This is a genomic window from Streptomyces sp. NPDC047022, assembly GCF_040644155.1.
GTDB lineage: Bacteria > Actinomycetota > Actinomycetes > Streptomycetales > Streptomycetaceae > Streptomyces.
In genome coordinates this window covers 1-20,088 of the sequence record NZ_JBEYVV010000002.1, presented here as the reverse complement: position 1 = coordinate 20,088, position 20,088 = coordinate 1, and the positions used below count along the sequence as shown (strand labels likewise).

The window sequence follows — 20,088 nt, the reverse complement described above, 5'->3', positions numbered from 1 at the left end:
TGCGGCCCCGCCACGCGGGCGTCAGTCCCCCGCGCGCCCTCGGGGAACCGCGCCCCAGCCGCAGCGCTACCCCAGCTTCTGCGCGGCCTCCGTCGCCCAGTACGTGAGGATGTTGCGAGCCCCCGCCCGCTTGATGCCCGTCAGGGTTTCGAAGATCGCCCGGTCGCGGTCGACCCAGCCCTTCTCCGCCGCGGCCTCGATCATCGAGTATTCGCCGGAGATCTGGTACGCCGCCACGGGCACGTCCACCGCGTCCGCGACCCTCGCGAGAATGTCCAGGTAGGGCCCGGCCGGCTTGACCATCACCATGTCGGCGCCCTCCTGAAGGTCCAGGGCCAGCTCCCGCAGGGACTCGCGCCAGTTGGCGGGGTCCTGCTGGTACGCCTTGCGGTCGCCCTGGAGCGACGAAGCGACGGCCTCCCGGAACGGACCGTAGAACGCGGACGAGTACTTCGCGGTGTAGGCGAGGATCGCGACGTCCTCGCGCCCGATCTGGTCGAGCGCGTCACGGACGACGCCGATCTGGCCGTCCATCATGCCGCTGGGCCCGACGACATGCGCGCCCGCGTCGGCCTGCACCTGGGCCATCTCCGCGTACCGCTCCAGGGTGGCGTCGTTGTCGACGCGCCCCTTCGCGTCCAGCACTCCGCAGTGGCCGTGGTCGGTGGTCTCGTCCAGGCACAGGTCGGACATGACGAGGAGGTCGTCGCCGACCTCGGCACGCACATCGCGGATGGCCACCTGGAGGATCCCGTCCGGGTCGGTGCCCGGCGTCCCGACGGCGTCCTTCTTGGACTCCTCCGGCACGCCGAAGAGCATGATCCCGGAGACCCCCGCCTCCACCGCCTCCACGGCCGCCTTCTTCAGGCTGTCGCGGGTGTGCTGCACGACACCGGGCATCGCGGTGATCGGCACGGGCTCGCTGACGCCCTCCCGCACGAACGCGGGGAGGATGAAGTCGGCGGGGTGCAGCCGGGTCTCGGCGACCATACGGCGCATGGCGGGCGTGGTGCGCAGCCGACGGGGACGCGTACCGGGGAAGGAACCGTACTTCGTCATGCTCCCTACGCTACGCCCGCCCCGGGGGTCCTTTTGCCGACGGACCGTCGGGCCACCGGGTCCCCGGACGGTACGAGCGGAGGGGTGCCCCGAAGCCCGGGGCACCCCTCCGCTCGTACCGCTCGTCAGCGTCAGGTCGTACGCCGCCTGCGCGCCCCCGGACGCCGCTCGCTGGGCCGCGTCACCGGGTCCCCGGCCGCCAGGGCCGTGGCACGGCGCTTGAGGCCGAAGTCGGCGAGCGCCTCCGCCAGCTTGTGGACGGACGGCTCGGGCGCCATGACGTCCACGCGCAGACCGTGCTCCTCCGCCGTCTTCGCCGTGGCGGGGCCGATACAGGCGATCACCGTCACGTTGTGCGGCTTGCCCGCGATACCCACCAGGTTCCGGACCGTTGACGAGGACGTGAACAGGACCGCGTCGAAGCCGCCGCCCTTGATCGCCTCACGGGTCTCGGCCGGCGGGGGCGAGGCGCGGACCGTCCGGTACGCCGTGACGTCGTCCACCTCCCAGCCCAGCTCGATCAGCCCGGCCACCAGGGTCTCCGTGGCGATGTCGGCACGCGGCAGGAACACACGGTCGATCGGATCGAACACCGGGTCGTACGGCGGCCAGTCCTCCAGCAGGCCCGCCGCGGACTGCTCGCCCGACGGGACCAGGTCCGGCTTCACACCGAACTCCACCAGCGCCCGGGCCGTCTGCTCGCCCACCGCGGCCACCTTGATGCCCGCGAAGGCCCGCGCGTCGAGCCCGTACTCCTCGAACTTCTCCCGGACCGCCTTCACCGCGTTGACCGACGTGAACGCGATCCACTCGTAACGGCCCGTCACCAGGCCCTTGACCGCACGCTCCATCTGCTGGGGCGTGCGCGGCGGCTCGACGGCGATCGTCGGCACCTCGTGCGGCACGGCCCCGTACGACCGCAGCTGGTCGGAGAGCGACGCCGCCTGCTCCTTCGTACGCGGGACGAGAACCTTCCAGCCGAACAGCGGCTTGTTCTCGAACCACGACAGCTGGTCGCGCTGAGCGGCGGCGGAGCGCTCACCGACCACGGCTATCACCGGCCGACCGCCCTCCGGCGACGGCAGCACCTTGGCCTGCTTCAGCGTCTGCGCGATCGAGCCGAGCGTCGCGGACCAGGTGCGCTGCCGGGTCGTCGTACCGGCGACGGTCACCGTCAGCGGGGTGTCGGGCTTACGGCCCGCCGCCACCAGCTCCCCGGCGGCGGCGGCCACCGAGTCCAGGGTGGTGGAGACGACGACGGTGCCGTCGGATGCGCCGACCTCGGTCCAGCAGCGGTCCGAAGCGGTCCGCGCGTCGACGAACCGCACGTCCACGCCCTGTGCGTCCCGCAGCGGCACACCCGCGTACGCGGGCACGCCCACCGCGGTGGCGACGCCAGGAACGACCTCGAAGGGCACGCCCTCGGCGGCGCAGGCCAGCATCTCCTCGGCCGCGTGCGCATCGAGCCCGGGGTCCCCGGGGACGGCACGGACGACCCGCTTGCCGCCCCTCACAGCCTCCATGACAAGATGTGTGACATCCCTCAACGCAGGGACACCAACGGTTGTTGACTCACTGTCAACGACCGTCAGCTGAGGTGTGCCCACGCCCGGATACGTACCCGTGGAGGGGTCCGGGTCGGTGCTCATCCATGCGACGCCCGCTCGTGTGTGCGCGCGCACCACGTCGAGCACGTCGTGTTCGCCGACGACGACATCCGCGTTCGCCAGCGCCTCCACGGCGCGCAGGGTAAGAAGCCCCGGATCCCCGGGTCCGGCACCGAGGAAGGTGACGTGCCCGTGTTCAAGGCCGGCGGGAAGGGTGGTGGGGCTCAATGTGCTCGCTCCCCCATCAGACCGGCCGCGCCCTTGGCAAGCATCTCGGCGGCGAGTTCGCGGCCGAGCGCTACTGCCTGCTCGTGCGTCCCGGGCACGGGACCGGTGGTGGACAGCTGCACCAGCGTGTGGCCGTCGGCCGTACCGACGACGCCACGCAGGCGCATCTCCTTGACAATCTGCCCGTCGGCCTGGGAGTCCCCCCGCTCGAGCGGAGCCGAGAGTGGGGGAAGGTCGGCCAGCGCGCCCACGGGGGCGCTGCAACCGGCCTCCAGGGCGGCGAGCAGGGACCGCTCGGCGGTCACGGCGGCCCGCGTGTGCGGGTCGTCGAGCTCGGCGAGCGCGGCGACAAGCTCCGCGTTGTCCGCGGCGCACTCGATCGCCAGTGCCCCCTGGCCGGGGGCGGGCAAAACCATGTCGACCGACAGGAAGTCGGTCACCTCGTCGATCCGGCCGATGCGGTTCAGTCCGGCGGCGGCGAGGACGACCGCGTCCAGCTCGCCGTCGCGGACATATCCGATCCGCGTGTCGACGTTGCCGCGGATCGCGACCGTCTCTATGTCGAGGCCGTGGCTGCGCGCGTACGCGTTCAGCTGCGCCATGCGGCGCGGCGAACCGGTGCCGACGCGTGCGCCGCGCGGCAGGTCGGCGAACTTCAGGGCGTCACGCGCGACGATCACGTCCCGCGGGTCCTCGCGCACGGGGATGGCGGCCAGCACCAGCTCTTCGGGCTGCGCGGTCGGCAGGTCCTTGAGGGAGTGCACCGCGAAGTCGACCTCGCCCCGCAGGAGCGCGTCGCGCAGCGCGGTCACGAACACACCCGTGCCGCCGATCTGGGCGAGGTGCTCGCGGGAGGTGTCACCGTACGTCGTGATCTCCACGAGCTCCACGGGCCGACCCGTCACCCGGCTCACGGCCTCGGCGACCTGCCCGGACTGGGCCATGGCCAGCTTGCTGCGCCTGGTTCCGAGCCTCAGTGCCCCTTCTTGACGGGGTGCGCTCCCCTTCGGCTCTCGTGGCTCACTCATGCTCGCCCTCGGTTCTCGGCGTTCTCGCCGTTCGCGGTGTTGTCCGCGTTCTCGGTGTTCTTGCTGTCCGCGTTCTTGCTGTCCCCGGCGCGGGAGACGGAGGCGACCGTCTCGGGGTCGAGGTCGAACAGGGTGCGCAGCGCGTCCGCGTACCCGGCTCCGCCGGGCTCGGCGGCCAGCTGCTTGATCCGTACGGTCGGCGCGTGCAGCAGCTTGTCCACGACCCGCCGCACGGTCTGCGTGATCTCCGCGCGGTGCTTGTCGTCCAGGCCGGGCAGCCGCCCCTCCAGGCGGGCGATCTCGCTCGCCACCACATCGGCGGCCATCGTGCGCAGGGCCACGACGGTCGGCGTGATGTGCGCCGCGCGCTGGGCGGCGCCGAACGCGGAGACCTCGTCGGAAACGATCCGCCGCACCTGGTCGACGTCCGAGGCCATGGGCGCGTCGGCGGAGGCCTCGGCAAGCGACTCGATGTCTACCAGCCGCACCCCGGGCAGCCGGTGCACGGCGGCGTCCACGTCCCTCGGCATCGCGAGGTCGAGGATCGACAGCACGGGCGCGGGGCGGGGGGCCGGCACGACCGGTTCGGGGCGGCGGCGCTCGGGAATCCGTCCGACGGTGGCCGCGGTCACGGCCAGCGCGGTGATGACCTCGGCCTCCGCCTCGGGGTCGAGTACGGCGCTGCCCGCCGGACGGCCGCTGCGCTCCTTGTCGCCCTTGTCCACCCAGGCCGCGTGCTGCTCCAGTTCGGCGGCGGCCATCCCGGCGACGGCCGACTCGCCCAGCACGGAGAAGCCCGTGGCACCCTGCACGGCCGACAGGTCGAGCGGGCAGTCGTCCTCGGTGCCGAGGCCGGTGGGCGCCGACTCGTCCCGCGCGGCGACGATCGTGTCCATCGCGTCGGCCGAGTCGGCCGCCTCCGCCATCGATGCGTCGGGCGTACGGGTCTCGGGGATGCGTACGGTCTCAGCGGGCGCGGCGGTCGCGGCGGAAGCGTTCGCGGCGTGAGCGGCCGTGGAGGCGAGGGGCTCGCCCACGCGTCCCTCGATCGCCTTCGCGACCGCCTGGGCGTTCAGGACGAGGCCGGTCGCACCCGTGCAGGAGACCACGACGTCGGCACGTGTCAGCTCGTCCGGCACCGTCTCCATCGGTACCGCACGCGCCAGCACGTCCGTGCCGTCGCCGTCACCCGCGTTGTCGTTCTCGTTCTCGTTGAGGATCTGCGCGAGACGCTCGGCACGCTCCGGCGTGCGGTTGGCGATCACGACCTCGGCGACTCCGGCGCGCGCGAGGGTCGCGGCGGCCAGGGAGGACATGGAACCGGCGCCGATCACCAGGGCGCGCTTGCCCGCGGCCCAGGTCTCGACCGGTGCGCCGTCCGTCAGCTGCTCCAGGCCGAACGTGACGAGCGACTGCCCGGCGCGGTCGATGCCCGTCTCCGAGTGGGCGCGCTTGCCGACCCGCAGCGACTGCTGGAACAGCTCGTTCAGCAGGCGTCCGGCGGTGTGCTGCTCCTGCGAGGTGGCCAGGGAGTCCTTGATCTGGCCGAGGATCTGTCCCTCGCCGACGACCATGGAGTCCAGACCGCAGGCCACCGAGAACAGGTGGTGGACGGCCCGGTCCTCGTAGTGCACGTAGAGGTAGGGGGTCAGCTCGTCCAGGCCGACCCCGCTGTGCTGGGCGAGGAGGGTGGACAGATCGGCCACGCCCGCGTGGAACTTGTCGACGTCGGCGTACAGCTCGATGCGGTTGCAGGTGGCGAGCAGCGCGGCCTCGGCGGTCGGTTCGGCGGCCACCGTGTCCTGGAGCAGCTTGCCCTGGGCGTCCCCGGCCAGCGCGGCCCGCTCCAGGATGCTGACGGGAGCGCTGCGATGGCTCAGCCCTACGACGAGAAGACTCATGCCGGCATCACGGCGGGAAGGTCCCCGTCGGGCCCCTGGTCGGACTCCGTGGTCGTCGCGGCGGCCGGCATGCCGTCGGGCAGGGCTTCCTCCACGGCCTTGCGCTGCTCGTGGAAGGCGAGGATCTGCAGCTCGATGGAGAGATCCACCTTGCGCACGTCGACACCGTCCGGGACGGACAGCACGGTCGGCGCGAAGTTGAGGATGGAGGTCACGCCCGCGGCCACGAGACGTTCGCAGACCTGCTGCGCCGCACCGGCCGGAGTGGCGATGACGCCGATGGAGACGCCGTTCTCCTCGATGATCTTTTCCAGGTCATCGGTGTGCTGGACGGGGATGCCGGCCACCGGCTTTCCGGCCATTGCCGGATCGGCGTCGATGAGCGCCGCGACCCTGAAGCCACGGGAAGCGAACCCGCCGTAGTTGGCCAGCGCCGCGCCGAGGTTACCGATACCGACGATCACAACCGGCCAGTCCTGGGTGAGGCCCAGTTCACGGGAGATCTGGTACACGAGATACTCGACGTCGTAGCCCACGCCCCGCGTCCCGTAGGAGCCGAGGTAGGAGAAGTCCTTGCGCAGCTTGGCGGAGTTGACCCCCGCGGCGGCGGCCAGCTCCTCGGAGGAGACCGTGGGCACCGAGCGCTCCGACAGTGCGGTCAGGGCTCGGAGGTACAGCGGAAGCCGGGCGACGGTGGCCTCGGGAATCCCTCGGCTGCGGGTCGCCGGTCGGTGAGTTCGGCCAGTTGCCACGGTGCTCCTGCGGGTAGAGCGGGGCTGCAGGCGGTCACACGTCCCCAGACCGCCCCGTCGAATGCAGGCTATGTCTTTGTGAACGCGTGCACAAAGATTGTGTCCGATTTGCCCGGCCAACGTGACCGGGGTCACGCACCCCCGTCGCGCTGATCGGGAACCGGCGCACCCGCGCCGCCGTTCCTCTTCTTCTGGGGGCAAAGCCGCACACTCTCCTCTAACGATCCCCGCCCCCACGAGCATTCGCCAACGATCCTAAGCGACTTTTCCAGCCACTTGTACTGGTCGGTCAGATTTCGGCGGGGCGCCCGTGCGGGCCCGCCGGCCCGCACGGCTCAGCTCAGGGCTTTGCGAAGGCGTTCCTCGTTCACCCGCCAGAACGTGTGCTGCGCCCCGTCGACCAGCACGACCGGGATCTGCTCCCAGTACTGGCGGTTGAGCTCCTCGTCCTGGGTGATGTCCTTCTGCTCCCAGGGCACGCCGAGCTCACCGCATACCTTCTGGATGACCGTCTGTGCGTCATCACACAGATGACACCCCGGCTTGCGGATCAGGGTGACGAGCCGGTCCTGGGGGCTCCGGGCAGCCCGGACTTCCGAGTTCTCCCGGGTTCCCCGGGCTTCGTGGGCTTCGTGGGCTTCGTGGGTTTCGTGGGCTTCCGGGGCCGCCTTGCGGCGGAAGATGGGACTCATGTCGGCCATTCTCACCCCGCCGGACCTGGGAGGGGACCGAGCGGCCATACCCCGGCACCACTGGCCCCCGCCCGTACGGCGCGCCGATCGGACCGCTTGTTTAACGACACGGTCGCAGAGAGTTCACAGCCACCAAACCTCTCGACTCCGGAACCACCGAACAGACTGGCTATGCTCACGACATGGCCGCTCTCGGATGGCTCACTCCCCGTAGGCGCTCCGCCACGGCGCTGAGCGTTTTGGCAGGCGAGGCCTCGGCGGAGGCTGCGCGCAAGTCCTCGCAGGACACCGCCCCGCGCGACGACACGGACCTCGGCGTCCAGGGACAGGAACCGGAGTTCCCGGTCCTCGGCGACGACAGGGCCGCGGCGTTCTTCGACCTGGACAACACCGTCATGCAGGGCGCCGCGCTGTTCCACTTCGGACGGGGCCTGTACAAGCGGAAGTTCTTCGAGACGCGCGACCTGGCGAAGTTCGCCTGGCAGCAGGCGTGGTTCCGGCTGGCCGGGGTGGAGGACCCCGAGCACATGCAGGACGCGCGGGACTCGGCGCTGTCGATCGTGAAGGGCCACCGTGTCTCCGAACTGATGTCGATCGGTGAGGAGATCTACGACGAGTACATGGCCGAGCGGATCTGGCCGGGTACGCGGGCGCTGGCACAGGCGCACCTGGACGCGGGCCAGCGGGTGTGGCTGGTCACGGCCGCCCCCGTGGAGATCGCCACGGTGATCGCGCGCCGGCTGGGCCTGACCGGGGCCCTCGGCACGGTCGCGGAGTCCGTCGACGGCGTGTACACGGGCAGGCTGGTGGGCGAGCCGCTGCACGGCCCGGCCAAGGCGGAGGCGGTGCGCGCCCTCACGACGGCGGAGGGCCTGGACCTCGCGCGCTGCGCGGCGTACAGCGACTCCCACAACGACATCCCGATGCTGTCGCTGGTGGGCCACCCTTACGCCATCAACCCCGACGCCAAGCTGCGCAAGCATGCCCGCACCCACGACTGGCGCCTGCGTGACTACCGTACGGCGCGCAAGGCGGCGAAGGTGGGGCTTCCTGCGGCGGCCGGCGTGGGCGCGGTGGCGGGGGGTACGGCTGCGGCCATCGCGCTGCATCGCCGCCGACGCTGAGGGCTGCCGCCGGGTGCGGGGTTTTTGCGCAGTTCCCCGCGCCCCTGTCGAGGTGGGTCCCGTCTGTGGGCAGCTGCGGGCCCGTCGTGGGATTTGCGCAGTTCCCCGCGCCCCTGTCGAAGGGGGCTCTCGCCCGTGGGCAGCCGCGGGCCCGTCGTGGGATTTGCGCAGTTCCCCGCGCCCCTGTCGAAGGGGGCTCGTCCGTGGGTATCTGCGGGTTCGTCGTGTTGGGCCTCTGTCGGGGGTGGCCCTCTTCATGTGACGCTGCGTAACCGTCTGCAGTGTTCTCCCGGCGTGCGCCCGCGGCCGGATCTCATCGTCGCCGCGCCGTTCGTGTGCCCGCGTGTAACCCGCCCGGAGTACGCCCGCATTCTCCGGGTCTTACCCCCTTCCCCTCCCCACCACTCACCCCGCACCCACCCGGCCACAACACGCCCCGCACCCAAACGGAACACGGAACGAACCGTTCAACAATCGGTCACTCTGCGGAACTTGAGCGAGCATCAATCGACCATAGAGGCGTCGTAATCGATGATTTGAGCAACTGGGTGTATCGCTGCCTGTACTAAGCGTTATTCTCCTCAGACGCAAACCGGTACCCCTCCGTCGCTACGACGGGTGAAAGGTCCCGCACTGCACGTGATGGAAGCTCTGCCTCTGGGAGTCTCGTGTACCCACATGTCGGGGTTGACGCCTCGGGCCTGGCTACGCTGCGCGCAACGGTCCTCGACCTGCTGCGCGGCTTCGTCCCCACCGCGTACGACGTCCCCGCCTTCGCCACCGCCGCCCCCGTCGGCCCGTGCTACGCACTGGCCGACGGTCGCGCCGCGGTCGGCGGCCGTCGGGGGCGCTCCGGCTCGGCCGCCACCACCGCGCGCCGGCCGGCCGCAGACAGTGACAGCGCCCGCATGATGGAACTGGTCGAGCGCGCCCAGGCCGGCGAGGCCGACGCCTTCGGACGCCTGTACGACCAGTACAGCGACACCGTCTACCGCTACATCTACTACCGGGTGGGGGGCAGGGCGACCGCCGAGGACCTCACCAGCGAGACCTTTCTGCGCGCCCTGCGCAGGATCGGCACCTTCACCTGGCAGGGCCGCGACTTCGGCGCCTGGCTCGTCACCATCGCCCGCAACCTCGTCGCCGACCACTTCAAGTCGAGCCGCTTCCGCCTCGAGGTCACCACAGGCGAGATGCTCGACGCCAACGAGGTGGAGCGGTCCCCGGAGGACTCCGTCCTGGAGTCCCTCTCCAACGCCGCGCTGCTCGACGCCGTACGACGGCTCAACCCCCAGCAGCAGGAGTGTGTGACGCTCCGCTTCCTCCAGGGGCTCTCCGTCGCGGAGACCGCCCGGGTGATGGGCAAGAACGAGGGCGCGATCAAGACCCTGCAGTACCGGGCCGTCCGCACCCTGGCCCGACTCCTGCCCGAAGACGCCCGCTGAGCCCCGGGGCGCACACTCTCTGCTACTTCAACTCACCTTCCGTACATGACTGTTGAGTTTGCGGTCCGATCATCCGCCGTCCGTAACCCAAGTGCCGAGCCGCTCGTTGTGCGGGATACAGGCTCCCTGTGGTCACCCTTGGCCGACCCCTGCCACTCGATCGTGTGGATGCGGTCAAGGAGTGCAACCCTCAGGATCCCCTGGGGAGTCGACCGTCATGATGAGAGGAGGTGCCGCCAGTGATCGCGAACGTATCGGCGCACCGGCGGGCGAACGCCTTCGCCCAGGCCCTGGAGGACCAGTCCTACGACCGGGGCACGGCGGCCGAGCAGCCCGGACCCGGAGGACCGGATCCGGACCCGGCTGCCGCGGAACGGACCGAGCAGGGCCTTCTGCTGGCCCTGGCGACCCGGCTCGACGAACTGCCGAGGCCAGGGCTCGATCCCGAGGTGAAGGTCGTCCAGCGCGCGCGGCTGGTGGCCGCGATGGAGGCCATGTTGCAGGAGGGCACCATCGCAGGGGGCGAGGCAGCGGACCCCTCGGTGCCCGGCCAGCGGTCCCACCGGGCCCGGGGCGGCGCTCACCGTGCGAGTCCGCTCGGCAAGCTGCGACCACGGACACGGCTCACCAAGAGCCTTGCCGCGGGGGGACTCAGCGTCGGCGTGGCGGCGGCCTCCTTCGGCGGGGTGGCGGCGGCCAGCTCCAGTGCCCTGCCCGGTGACTCGCTCTATGGCCTCAAACGCGGCATCGAGGACGTCAAGCTCGGCATGGCCGACGGGGACGACGACCGCGGCCAGATCTACCTCGACCAGGCGTCGACCCGGCTGAGCGAGGCCCGTCGGCTCATGGAACGCGGGCGCAGCGGTCACCTCGACCACGAGTCCCTCGGTGAGATCCGCCGCACCCTGTCCGGCGTGCAGCACGACGCGTCCGAAGGCCACCGCCTGCTGCACGAGGCATACGAGCAGAACGGCTCGCTCGCCCCCATCCAGGCCCTCTCCGCCTTCTCCCAGTCCCACCGCGAGGCATGGGGCACCCTGCGCGAGCGGCTGCCCGTCCAGCTCGGCGACGTCAGTCAGCAGGTGACGTCGGTCTTCAATGCCATAGACCAGGAGGTCGCTCCTCTCCAGTCGCTGCTTCCGGGACCCCCGTCCCGTAGCGGCTCCGACCGGTCCCCGAGTTCCACTCCTGGCGCCACCGGCTCCGCGGGCACGAACGAACCCGCTCCCAGCGCCACCGGCGGCTCCGCCACCGGCGACCGGAGCGGCAGCGGGAGCGGCGAACCCCAGCCGTCCACGTCCAAGAGCGAGGACGACGGCCTGCTCGGCGGCAGTACGGGCGGTCTGCTCGACCCGCCGAAGGACAGCGCCAGTAGCTCCCCGTCCACGAGCAAGAGCCCGTCCTCCGGGCCGAACGTGACGCTGCCGCCGTTGCTGCCGGGTCTTCTGCCGGGACTGGGCATCAACAGCGAGGAGAACAAATAACGAGGTTGGGGCGCCCCTGCTCAGCGGGGCGCCCCAACCTCGTATTCGTGCTCATGCTCGTGCTCGTGGGTCAAAAGCCAGAAGAGCAGGGTCAGAAGAACACCGACCGGCGCTGCACCAGCAGCTTGTACAGCGTGTGCTGAATCTGCTCCCTGACCTGGTCCGTCAAATTGAACATCAGCATCGGGTCCTCGGCCGCCTCCGGCGGATAGCCGTCCGTGGGGATCGGCTCGCCGAACTGGATCGTCCACTTCGTCGGCAGCGGGACCGCTCCCAGCGGGCCCAGCCAGGGAAACGTCGGGGTGATCGGGAAATACGGGAATCCCAGCAGCCGGGCGAGGGTCTTCGCGTTGCCGATCATCGGGTAGATCTCCTCCGCCCCGACGATCGAGCAGGGAATGATCGGCGTCCCGGCGCGCAGGGCCGTGGAGACGAAACCGCCGCGTCCGAAGCGCTGGAGCTTGTAACGCTCGCTGAACGGCTTGCCGATGCCCTTGAAGCCCTCCGGCATCACCCCGACCACTTCGCCGCGCTCCAGCAGGCGCTGGGCGTCCTCCGCGCAGGCCAGGGTGTGACCGGCCTTGCGGGCCAGTTCGTTGACCACCGGGAGCACAAAGACCAAGTCGGCCGCCAGCAGCCGCAGATGGCGGCCCGCGGGATGGTTGTCGTGCACGGCGACCTGCATCATCAGGCCGTCCATCGGCAGGGTGCCGGAATGATTGGCGACGATCAGCGCCCCGCCCTTCGACGGGATGTTCTCGATGCCCTTCACCTCGACCCGGAAGTATTTCTCGTACACCGGTCGCAGCAGCGACATCAGGACCTGGTCGGTGAGCTCCTCGTCGTACCCGAACTCGTCGACCTCGTAGTCGCCCGTCAGACGGCGCCGCAGAAAGGCCAGCCCGGCGGCGACGCGCTGCTCCAGACCCCCTTCCGGGGAGCCGGCCGGCGTCTCTTCCTCCCGCATCGTGGTCTCACGTGTCACCGGACCATCGTCCTGCGTGATCCCCGGGCCGGGCAGGGGCTGGACCTCGCGGACCACCGCGGGCTCGCTCTTACGCCTGCTCCCCGCGCTCCGGCGGCGCGGTGGCCGCTGCACGGCAGCCCCGCGGGACCGGTCGTCGTCGAACGGAATGACCTTGGCGTCCGCCATCGTTGATGCGCTCCTCAGTTGGCGCTCGGCGTCGGGGGGTGACCACCGCCCAGAACGGGCAGTGCGGCGATCCGGTCGACGGCCCCCGCGAGGGCCTCCGGCGGCAGCAGTCCGGGACCGCGGCTGCGCGCGAAGTCCGCGAACGTCTGTGCGGTCGTGCACTTCGGCTCGTAGCCGAGGGTCTCCCGCATCTGCTTAGTCTCCACGACCCGGCCATGGGTGAGCAGCCGGATCTGCTCGGGAGAGAAGTCCGTCATGCCCAGAGTGCGCATCGCGGAGCCGACCCAGGTCACCGCGGGCAGCAGCAGAGGCGCGGTGGGCCGCCCCAGTCTCCGCGCGCACTGCGACAGCAGCAGCACCCCGTCGCCCGCCACATTGAACGTGCCGCTGTTGAGCGTGCCGCGCTGAGGCTCGTGCGAGGCGATCCGCAGCACCTCGATCACATCGTCCTCGTGCACGAACTGCAGCCGTGGGTCGTAGCCGAAGACAGTGGGGAGCACCGGCAGCGAGAAGTACGAGGCGAGGGGCGAATCGGCACCAGGGCCGAGGATGTTGGCGAACCTGAGGACGCAGACCGCGACATCGGGGCGGCGCCGCGCGAAGCCCCGCACGTATCCCTCGACCTCGACCGTGTCCTTCGCGAAGCCGCCGCTCGGCAGGGACTTGGGCGGGGTCGTCTCGGTGAAGACGGCCGGATCCCGGGGCGCGGACCCGTACACGTTCGTACTGGACTTCACCACCAGCCGCTTCACGGTCGGGGACTTCTGGCACGCGCCGAGCAACTGCATGGTGCCGATGACGTTGGTCTCCTTGACCGTGGCCCTGCTGCCGCTGCCCAGCGGGGTGCCCGTCACGTCCATGTGGACGACCGTGTCCACGGAGTGCTCGGCGAGCACACGGGCGATCGCGGGCTGGCGGATGTCGGCCCGGATGAAGTCGGCACCGCCCAAATGGTGCTCGGGAGGCACCGCATCCACCGCGATGACGCGATCGACCTCCGGGTCACGCTGGATCCGTCGTACGAACCGGCCACCGAGGCGGCGGGCCACCCCGGTCACGAGCACGACCTTGCCCAAGATCAGCGCCTCTCTTCCCGTCCCGTCCAGTACCCGTCCACAAGTGGACGTGGCTCTGCCCGTCAGACTGCCGCGTTCCCCGTAGGGGCCAACTTAGCGGTTCGATGTTGCGCTGTGATGACCACCCGATGCACGAAGTGACCACAGCCACGAACATACGGCCAGACCACGCCATGTGGCGTACAGACACCCGGCATCCAACAACCGGCGCCAGGCACCCGGAGAAGGCAATGGCCCCCCACCGACGGTAGGGGGCCACAGCACGCATTCACGCACGGAGAAGCAGAGGCAGCCCCCGAAAGGGGCCGCGTCCGACGTCCCGTGCCGCGTCCTACTTCTTGTTACGACGCTGAACGCGAGTGCGCTTGAGCAGCTTGCGGTGCTTCTTCTTGGCCATCCGCTTACGCCGCTTCTTGATAACAGAGCCCACGACTTACCCTCGCTCACTTCTCATCACTCGGTGCTGGGCGCCATGGGCCCATACGACCTACGAGGGGTCAGCCTACCCGCCCGAGAGCTGAGGTCGTAATCGAGGTGACCCGGAGGTGACTCGGCGAGGTCCGAAAGGACCCCGCCGGGCCTCCGTCAGGCCGTCTCCACCCCCACATAGCTTTCGCGGAGATACTCGTGAACCGCCTGCTCCGGCACCCGGAAGGACCTCCCCACCCGGATCGCCGGCAGATGACCGCTGTGCACCAACCGGTACACGGTCATCTTCGACACGCGCATCACCGAGGCGACTTCCGCCACGGTCAGGAACTGAACCTCGTTCAGAGGCCTCTCGCCAGCTGCACCCATGACACACCTGAACCTTCCGCACTCGACGGCCACCGGCTTCCCCTTCCGGTGACTCTTCGTCGTTGCGTGCTCACTCCCCAATGTAGGGGCGGGTGATGCGAGTGGGGAAGAGGGGATGGCATCGGCGGCCTACTGTGGCAGACACGCTCGATTGAGTACATAGCGCGTAAGCGGTCGGTAGTAATCAGACCGCACAGCGTCATCCAGGGGCACGACGACCGACACGCGCCCCTCCGCCTCCCCGACGAAGAGCGCGGGGTCGTCCGTATCGGCCAGACCGATCGCGTCGAACCCCAGCTGACCTGCCCCGCAGACCCAGCCATGGTCCCCGATCACCAGATCCGGCAGCGGGCCGCCGGCCTCCGCGGCACCGGCCAGCGCGGTGCGGACCGGCAGCGGTGAGTGCGTGTGTGCGCCGGGCTCACAACCGGCTCCACCGGGCTTCGGGCTCCGCACGAAAGCGACTCCTCGTACGTAGTCGAGGTTGTACGTGCGTAGTCCGAACCGGGTCAATATGTCGACACAGCGACCCTGCGCCGGGGTGAGGACAGTACATCCCGCTGACGACAAGGCGTCCGCGAACGCGGCGTAGAAGCCGAGCAGCCTGTGCGGATGTCCGGTGCCGAGGAGGACCGCCGCACCCTCGCGGGCGGCTCTGCCGATCCGATCGGCGAAGGCGTCCAGGCCTTCCAGTGTGCGCTCCGGGTCGATCACATCATGCCCGGTGACACATCGAGGATCGGCCGAAACCCCACACTTGTCCGCCATCAGCTCGATCAGATCCCGCTGGCCCCAGGTCCATTCGGGATCGAGTCCGATCAGTGCGCGGGGGTCGCGGGCGGCGAAGAGCCGATAACTGCGCAGGCTGCGCTCGCGCGACGTGGCCACGGGTCCGGCCAGCCGGGCAGCCAGCAGATGCGCGCGCAGGGCTCCGGTGCTCAACACGACAGCGATGCTGGCCCACTCGACTCGGGCTCGCGCCCGGAACGCGGAAAACACCGCACAGTCGGCGTAACGCCCAGGGGGTGGATGGGGCGCGGAGCGTTGCCCTCTGCGGGTGCGTGGCGGGTTTTGCGCAGTTCCCCGCGCCCCTATCCACTCGCGCCCGTGCGTCGGCGACTGCGGGTACGTGGCGGGTTCTTTGCGCAGTTCCCCGCGCCCCTGATCCACTCGCGCCCGTGCATCGGCGACTGCGGGTACGTGGCGGGTTCTTTGCGCAGTTCCCCGCGCCCCTGATCCACTCGCGTCCGTACATCGGCGACTGCGGGTACGTGGGTGGGATTTGCGCAGTTCCCCACGCCCCTGTCCGCTCCCGCTTCTGTCCGCTCGCGCGGGGCGTTGTCGAATGTGGTTTTCGGGTCACCCGCAGGTGACGACGCGGTGGGATGCGCCCCTGTAGGGGCGCGGGGAACTGCGCGACAAGCCGCAACGGGCCCGCGGCCGACGACGGACCGATTGACAGGGGCGCGGGGAACTGCGCAAAAACGCACAACGCACCCGCACCCGTCAGCGCACCGTCAGGCCAGCATCCCCCGCAAGGGAAACACCGCCTTGCGCGCAGCGAGCACCGCCTGATCACCGCGGTCAGCGGGGTCGTACCCGGACTCCCAGTCCTGGAAAGGAACCGGCCACCGCCCATCCGTCATCCGCCCCGGCGCCAACTGCCGCGTCCGCGCGTAGACCTCCTGCCGCCAGCTCTCCGGAATCGTCGCCGTCGGCTCGACCGGCCGCCCCGCCGCGATGGCGACCAGATGCGTCCACGACCTAGGCACCACTTCCACCACCGCGTACCCGCCCCCGCCCAGCGCCACCCAGCGCCCACCGACATGCTCGTGCGCCAGCTCATGGCACGCCAGTTGCACGGCCCGCTGCGCGTCCAGCGACACGGCGAGATGCGCGAGCGGGTCCTCGAAGTGGGTGTCGGCCCCGTGCTGGGTGACCAGCACCTGCGGCCGGAAGTCGGCGATCAGCTCCGGCACGACGGCATGGAAGGCCCGCAGCCACCCCGCGTCCCCCGTGCCGGCCGGCAGCGCCACGTTCACCGCGCTGCCCTCCGCGCCCGGATCGCCCGTCTCCTGCGGCCATCCGGTCCCCGGGAAAAGCGTGCGCGGATCCTCGTGCAGCGAGATGGTCAGGACCCGCGGGTCGTCCCAGAACGCCGCCTGCACCCCGTCCCCGTGGTGCACGTCCACGTCGACATAGGCGACCCGCTCGGCCCCCAGCTCCAGCAGCCGGGCGATGGCGAGCGCGGCGTCGTTGTAGATGCAGAACCCCGCGGCTCCGCCCGGCATCGCATGGTGCAGCCCGCCCGCGAAGTTCACGGCGTGCAGGGCGTCCCCCCGCCACACCGACTCCGCCGCCCCCACCGACTGGCCCGCGATCAGCGCGGACACCTCGTGCATCCCGGCGAACGCGGGATCGTCCACGGTCCCGAGCCCGTACGCCCCGTCGGCCGAGGCGGGGTCCGCGGACGCCGCCTTCACGGCCTGGACGTAGTCCTCGCGGTGCACCAGCCGCAGCGTCGAGTCACCCGCGGGTTTCGCCGCGACCACCTCAAGGTCCCGGTCCAGCCCGAAGGCTTCGACGAGTTTCCTGGTCAGCGCGAGCCGGACCGGATCCATCGGATGGTCCGAACCGAAGTCATAGCCCGTTACTGCCTCGTCCCACATCAACTGTGCGCGGCCGCTCATGCCCGTCACCGTATCGGTCGGCTCCGGCCGCGAACGAACGGGCATACACCAGCGTCACCAGCACCAACACCATCGGCACCAGCATGGCGCCCCGGTAGCTCCAGGCGTCCCCGAGCGCGCCCACGAGCGGCGAACCGATCAGGAAACCCACATAGTTGAAGATGTTCAGGCGCGCGATGGCCGTGTCCGAAGACCCCGGGAACAGCCGACCCGCGGCGGCGAACGTCTGCGGTACGAGGACACACAGCCCCAGACCCAGCAGGGTGAACCCGAGCATCCCGACCCATGGCTCCGGCGCCCCCGCCACCACCGCGAACCCGAGCGCCGCCAGCAGCGCGCCGAGCCGTACTACGGCCGCGGCCCCGAACCGCCGTACACCGAAGTCACCGAGGGACCGTCCGAGCAGCGTGGTGACCATATAGACGTTGTACGGAACCGTGGCGAGCTGCTCCGAGCTGCCGAGAGTGTCCTGAAGGTACTTGGCGCTCCAGTTGGAGACGGTCGAGTCCCCGATGTACGCGAAGGTCATCACCAGGCACAGCGGCAGGAGCAGTCGGAATATCACCGGCCCCGCCTCGGCCCCCTGGGCTTCCTCGGCCCCAGGAACGGCCGCGCTCCCGTCGACGTACCACCGGCTGCCTATGAGGGTGGCCGGGAGCAGGACCGCGACCACCGGCAGATACGACACCCACAGCGCCAGATGCCAGTGCGCACCCACCCAGGCGAGCGAGGCACCCACGATCCCGCCGAGGCTGTAAGCGGCGTGGAAACCCAGCATGATGCTGCGCCCGTACGTGCGCTGGAGGCTCACTCCCAGCATGTTCATGGAGGCGTCGAGAGCACCGACGGTCAGTCCGAACGCGGCCAGCGCGACGGCGAGTCCCATCATCTGCGCCCCGGCTCCCGCCCCTAGGAGGGCGAGCAGGACGACGGGCTGCGACCAGCGCAGCAGCCGACTGGGGCGTACGCGCTTGACGAGCTGCTCGGTCGTGACGCTGCCGACGCCCGCCAGGATCGGCACCGCGGCGAGGAAGACGGGCAGCAGCGCGTCGGATATCCCGTACCGGTCCTGGATGGCCGGGATCCGGGTCACCAGCAGGGCAAAGGTCGCGCCCTGCGCGAAGAAGCTGAACGCCAGCGAGGCCCTGCCGCGCCGCAGCACATCTGTCATGGCGGCGAGCGTAGGGCCCCGGTCTACTGCTGGGTAGATCCAGTAGAAGATGAATTCTGCTCAACTCTGCTGCCGAGACCGGCGGCCCGGCCTCACCGGGCGACCGCGAGGGCGGGCACCTTGGCGTCGGCGACGTTCAGCTCGGCGGCGAGCTGGCCCAGCATGGGACCTGCGCCGAGGGCACCGCCGACCACGAACCCGAGCGCCATCGCTCCGATCATGATGACCGTGCCGAGCCAGACCATCGTGTCCACCGGCAGCGTGTAGGCGCCGACGATCCGCACCACACACTCGCCGAGCAGCACCACACCCCACACGAGGGAGAAGAGCCGCTCCGAGCGGCGGAAGGACGGCGACCCTGCCATCAGCCGCTCCCACGCGGCCTCCTTGGCAGCCTCGCCCTTCACCAGGAAGGGCTTCATACCCTCGGTCATCATCGGCTTCCCGAGCGCCACGGAGACCAGGATCCCGATACCCACCGTGCTGCTGACCGCGCTGTCCTTGATGAGCATCAGCCGCGGGTCACCTGAGACGAAGCCGAGGAGCAGTCCGACGGTGTTCACGGCGAGGATGAGGCCGGCGAGTGCGTTGATCTTCCGCTCCACCGCCGCGCTCCAGACGGTCCGAACGGCCGGGACAACGCTGCTCCAGGCGAGCGCCGCGAAGGTGCTCATCCCGAGGGCGTCCTTGCACAGGTAGTACGCCCCGAGGGGAAGGGCCACATCCACGATCAGCGGAGCGAAGGCGTTCTTCTTGGTCCGGCCCTGAGACACCGTGTTCGTCGTCATGCCCTCAGCTTCGCCGCCGAAGGGGGTCCGCCAGTAGAAACGAACGTCCGGAGCTCATCATGACAAATGTCAGCACCCGGTGGCCCCGGCCATGGGCGATGTCAGAACAGACGGTCCACCAACCCACTCATAGCGGTGAACAGTTGGGAGGCGCCCGCGAGCCTGGACGCGGGCGTCATCGCGGTGAACCCGTACACGTCCATCCCGGCGGCGACGGCGGCCTGCACGCCCAGCGGGCTGTCCTCGACTACGACGCACCGCTCCGGCGCGACCTCCATCCGCTCCGCCGCGTGGAGAAACAGATCCGGTGCCGGCTTGCCCTTCCCTACGTCCTGCGAGCTGAAGATCCGCTCGTCTTCGAACCATCGGTCGAGCCCGGTCGTACGGTGCCCCACCCGGATCCGCTCATGGCTGCCGGATGACGCCACACAGTACGGGACTCCGTCGGCGGACAGCTTCTCCAGGACGTCAGCGACACCGGCCACGGGCTTCAACTCCCGCTCGAAGGCGGCGAAGACGCGCGCGTGGAAGACGTCGTCGAAGTCCTCGGGCAGCCGCCGACCCGTGCGCTCCTGGATGAGTTCATGGATCCGGTGCATGGCGGACCCCATGTAGTCCCGGATCGACTCCTCGTACGTCGTCGGGTGTCCGAGCTCGGTGAGGTAGGCGGCCAGCACCCGGTTGGAGATGGGCTCGCTGTCGACGAGCACACCGTCGTTGTCGAATATGACGAGGTCGTAGCGCATGAGTGGGATCCTAGATGACCCCACAACGCAGGAAACCCCGCACCGTATGGTGCGGGGTTTCCCTCAAAATTTGTTCGGCGGCGTCCTACTCTCCCACAGGGTCCCCCCTGCAGTACCATCGGCGCTGTGAGGCTTAGCTTCCGGGTTCGGTATGTAACCGGGCGTTTCCCTCACGCTATGACCACCGAAACACTATGAAACAGACAACCGGACCATGTGTGGCACATGGCGTTGTTCGTGGTTTCAGAACCAACACAGTGGACGCGAGCAACTGAGGACAAGCCCTCGGCCTATTAGTACCAGTCACCTCCACCCGTCACCGGGCTTCCAGATCTGGCCTATCAAC

The 20,088-nt window shown here is 69.9% G+C and carries 18 protein-coding genes and 1 rRNA gene; 3 read left to right on the top strand and 16 right to left on the bottom strand.

What is annotated here, in order from left to right; translation table 11 throughout:
• Nucleotides 1-66 precede the first annotated feature (66 nt).
• From hemB to ABZ845_RS03420, 6 genes are all read right to left on the bottom strand, one after another.
• The gene (gene hemB / locus ABZ845_RS03445) at nt 67-1,059 is read right to left on the bottom strand and encodes a porphobilinogen synthase (RefSeq protein WP_360972504.1); all 993 of its coding nucleotides are present in this window, start codon (nt 1,057-1,059) and stop codon (nt 67-69) included.
• 131 nt (nt 1,060-1,190) lie between these two features.
• Nucleotides 1,191-2,894: a uroporphyrinogen-III synthase gene (locus ABZ845_RS03440; RefSeq protein ID WP_360972502.1), complete on the bottom strand. Its 1,704-nt coding sequence runs from the start codon at nt 2,892-2,894 to the stop codon at nt 1,191-1,193.
• Nucleotides 2,891-3,922 carry a hydroxymethylbilane synthase gene (hemC, locus tag ABZ845_RS03435; RefSeq protein ID WP_360972500.1) on the bottom strand — a complete coding sequence of 344 codons (1,032 nt, stop codon included), beginning with the start codon at nt 3,920-3,922 and terminating at the stop codon, nt 2,891-2,893. The genes ABZ845_RS03440 and hemC overlap by 4 nt, the downstream gene beginning before the upstream one ends.
• Nucleotides 3,919-5,823, bottom strand: coding sequence for a glutamyl-tRNA reductase (locus ABZ845_RS03430; RefSeq protein ID WP_360972498.1), 1,905 nt, complete (start codon nt 5,821-5,823; stop codon nt 3,919-3,921). Before ABZ845_RS03430 ends, hemC begins: the two co-directional genes overlap by 4 nt.
• A complete protein-coding gene (locus tag ABZ845_RS03425) occupies nt 5,820-6,575 on the bottom strand; it encodes a redox-sensing transcriptional repressor Rex (RefSeq protein WP_360972496.1) in 756 nt (251 codons plus the stop codon). Before ABZ845_RS03425 ends, ABZ845_RS03430 begins: the two co-directional genes overlap by 4 nt.
• Nucleotides 6,576-6,910: 335 nt before the next feature.
• Entirely contained in the window at nt 6,911-7,129 is a 219-nt protein-coding gene (locus ABZ845_RS03420; protein WP_360973047.1) for a glutaredoxin family protein, read from the bottom strand.
• A gap of 320 nt (nt 7,130-7,449) precedes the next feature.
• Between ABZ845_RS03420 and ABZ845_RS03415 the strand changes: the two genes are divergently transcribed.
• From ABZ845_RS03415 to ABZ845_RS03405, 3 genes are all read left to right on the top strand, one after another.
• Nucleotides 7,450-8,391 carry an HAD-IB family hydrolase gene (locus ABZ845_RS03415; RefSeq protein WP_360972494.1) on the top strand — a complete coding sequence of 314 codons (942 nt, stop codon included), beginning with the start codon at nt 7,450-7,452 and terminating at the stop codon, nt 8,389-8,391.
• A 668-nt stretch (nt 8,392-9,059) separates the two neighbouring features.
• Nucleotides 9,060-9,836 carry an ECF subfamily RNA polymerase sigma factor, BldN family gene (locus ABZ845_RS03410; protein ID WP_360972492.1) on the top strand — a complete coding sequence of 259 codons (777 nt, stop codon included), beginning with the start codon at nt 9,060-9,062 and terminating at the stop codon, nt 9,834-9,836.
• Nucleotides 9,837-10,075: 239 nt separating this feature from the next.
• A complete protein-coding gene (locus tag ABZ845_RS03405; protein ID WP_360972490.1) occupies nt 10,076-11,320 on the top strand; it encodes a DUF5667 domain-containing protein in 1,245 nt (414 codons plus the stop codon).
• Between the two features lie 91 nt (nt 11,321-11,411).
• Here ABZ845_RS03405 and ABZ845_RS03400 read toward each other — a convergent pair whose 3' ends face one another.
• From ABZ845_RS03400 to rrf, 10 genes are all read right to left on the bottom strand, one after another.
• Nucleotides 11,412-12,473 (bottom strand): lysophospholipid acyltransferase family protein, encoded by a 1,062-nt coding sequence (locus ABZ845_RS03400; RefSeq protein WP_360972488.1) that lies wholly within the window; start codon nt 12,471-12,473, stop codon nt 11,412-11,414.
• Nucleotides 12,474-12,487: 14 nt separating this feature from the next.
• Nucleotides 12,488-13,549 (bottom strand): NAD-dependent epimerase/dehydratase family protein, encoded by a 1,062-nt coding sequence (locus ABZ845_RS03395; protein WP_360972486.1) that lies wholly within the window; start codon nt 13,547-13,549, stop codon nt 12,488-12,490.
• 331 nt (nt 13,550-13,880) lie between these two features.
• Nucleotides 13,881-13,979, bottom strand: a complete 99-nt coding sequence (locus ABZ845_RS03390; RefSeq protein WP_003948845.1) for an AURKAIP1/COX24 domain-containing protein — start codon at nt 13,977-13,979, stop codon at nt 13,881-13,883.
• A 155-nt stretch (nt 13,980-14,134) separates the two neighbouring features.
• Complete coding sequence (locus ABZ845_RS03385) at nt 14,135-14,347, bottom strand: helix-turn-helix domain-containing protein (RefSeq protein WP_015658719.1); 213 nt, start codon at nt 14,345-14,347, stop codon at nt 14,135-14,137.
• Nucleotides 14,348-14,476: 129 nt separating this feature from the next.
• On the bottom strand, nt 14,477-15,292 hold the full coding sequence (locus ABZ845_RS03380; RefSeq protein WP_360972484.1) for a phosphatase: 816 nt from the start codon (nt 15,290-15,292) through the stop codon (nt 14,477-14,479).
• A gap of 572 nt (nt 15,293-15,864) precedes the next feature.
• Nucleotides 15,865-17,037, bottom strand: a complete 1,173-nt coding sequence (locus tag ABZ845_RS03375; protein ID WP_360972482.1) for an acetoin utilization protein AcuC — start codon at nt 17,035-17,037, stop codon at nt 15,865-15,867.
• A complete protein-coding gene (locus ABZ845_RS03370) occupies nt 16,988-18,208 on the bottom strand; it encodes an MFS transporter (RefSeq protein ID WP_360972480.1) in 1,221 nt (406 codons plus the stop codon). Before ABZ845_RS03370 ends, ABZ845_RS03375 begins: the two co-directional genes overlap by 50 nt.
• Nucleotides 18,209-18,300: 92 nt before the next feature.
• Nucleotides 18,301-18,996, bottom strand: a complete 696-nt coding sequence (locus tag ABZ845_RS03365) for a VC0807 family protein (RefSeq protein WP_360972478.1) — start codon at nt 18,994-18,996, stop codon at nt 18,301-18,303.
• 101 nt (nt 18,997-19,097) lie between these two features.
• Complete coding sequence (locus ABZ845_RS03360) at nt 19,098-19,742, bottom strand: HAD family hydrolase (RefSeq protein WP_360972476.1); 645 nt, start codon at nt 19,740-19,742, stop codon at nt 19,098-19,100.
• Between the two features lie 72 nt (nt 19,743-19,814).
• A 5S ribosomal RNA gene (gene rrf, locus ABZ845_RS03355) occupies nt 19,815-19,931 on the bottom strand.
• Nucleotides 19,932-20,088: the final 157 nt, after the last annotated feature.

What these genes read in the sequence shown, in the direction of transcription:
- ABZ845_RS03430 (WP_360972498.1), bottom strand. Translation starts at nt 5,823, where the DNA reads ATGAGTCTTCTCGTCGTAGGGCTGAGCCATCGCAGCGCTCCCGTCAGC.
- ABZ845_RS03415 (WP_360972494.1), top strand. Translation starts at nt 7,450, where the DNA reads ATGGCCGCTCTCGGATGGCTCACTCCCCGTAGGCGCTCCGCCACGGCG.
- ABZ845_RS03365 (WP_360972478.1), bottom strand. Translation starts at nt 18,996, where the DNA reads ATGACGACGAACACGGTGTCTCAGGGCCGGACCAAGAAGAACGCCTTC.
- ABZ845_RS03385 (WP_015658719.1), bottom strand. Translation starts at nt 14,347, where the DNA reads ATGGGTGCAGCTGGCGAGAGGCCTCTGAACGAGGTTCAGTTCCTGACC.
- hemB (WP_360972504.1), bottom strand. Translation starts at nt 1,059, where the DNA reads ATGACGAAGTACGGTTCCTTCCCCGGTACGCGTCCCCGTCGGCTGCGC.
- ABZ845_RS03360 (WP_360972476.1), bottom strand. Translation starts at nt 19,742, where the DNA reads ATGCGCTACGACCTCGTCATATTCGACAACGACGGTGTGCTCGTCGAC.
- ABZ845_RS03375 (WP_360972482.1), bottom strand. Translation starts at nt 17,037, where the DNA reads ATGAGCGGCCGCGCACAGTTGATGTGGGACGAGGCAGTAACGGGCTAT.
- ABZ845_RS03400 (WP_360972488.1), bottom strand. Translation starts at nt 12,473, where the DNA reads ATGGCGGACGCCAAGGTCATTCCGTTCGACGACGACCGGTCCCGCGGG.
- ABZ845_RS03370 (WP_360972480.1), bottom strand. Translation starts at nt 18,208, where the DNA reads ATGACAGATGTGCTGCGGCGCGGCAGGGCCTCGCTGGCGTTCAGCTTC.
- hemC (WP_360972500.1), bottom strand. Translation starts at nt 3,922, where the DNA reads ATGAGTGAGCCACGAGAGCCGAAGGGGAGCGCACCCCGTCAAGAAGGG.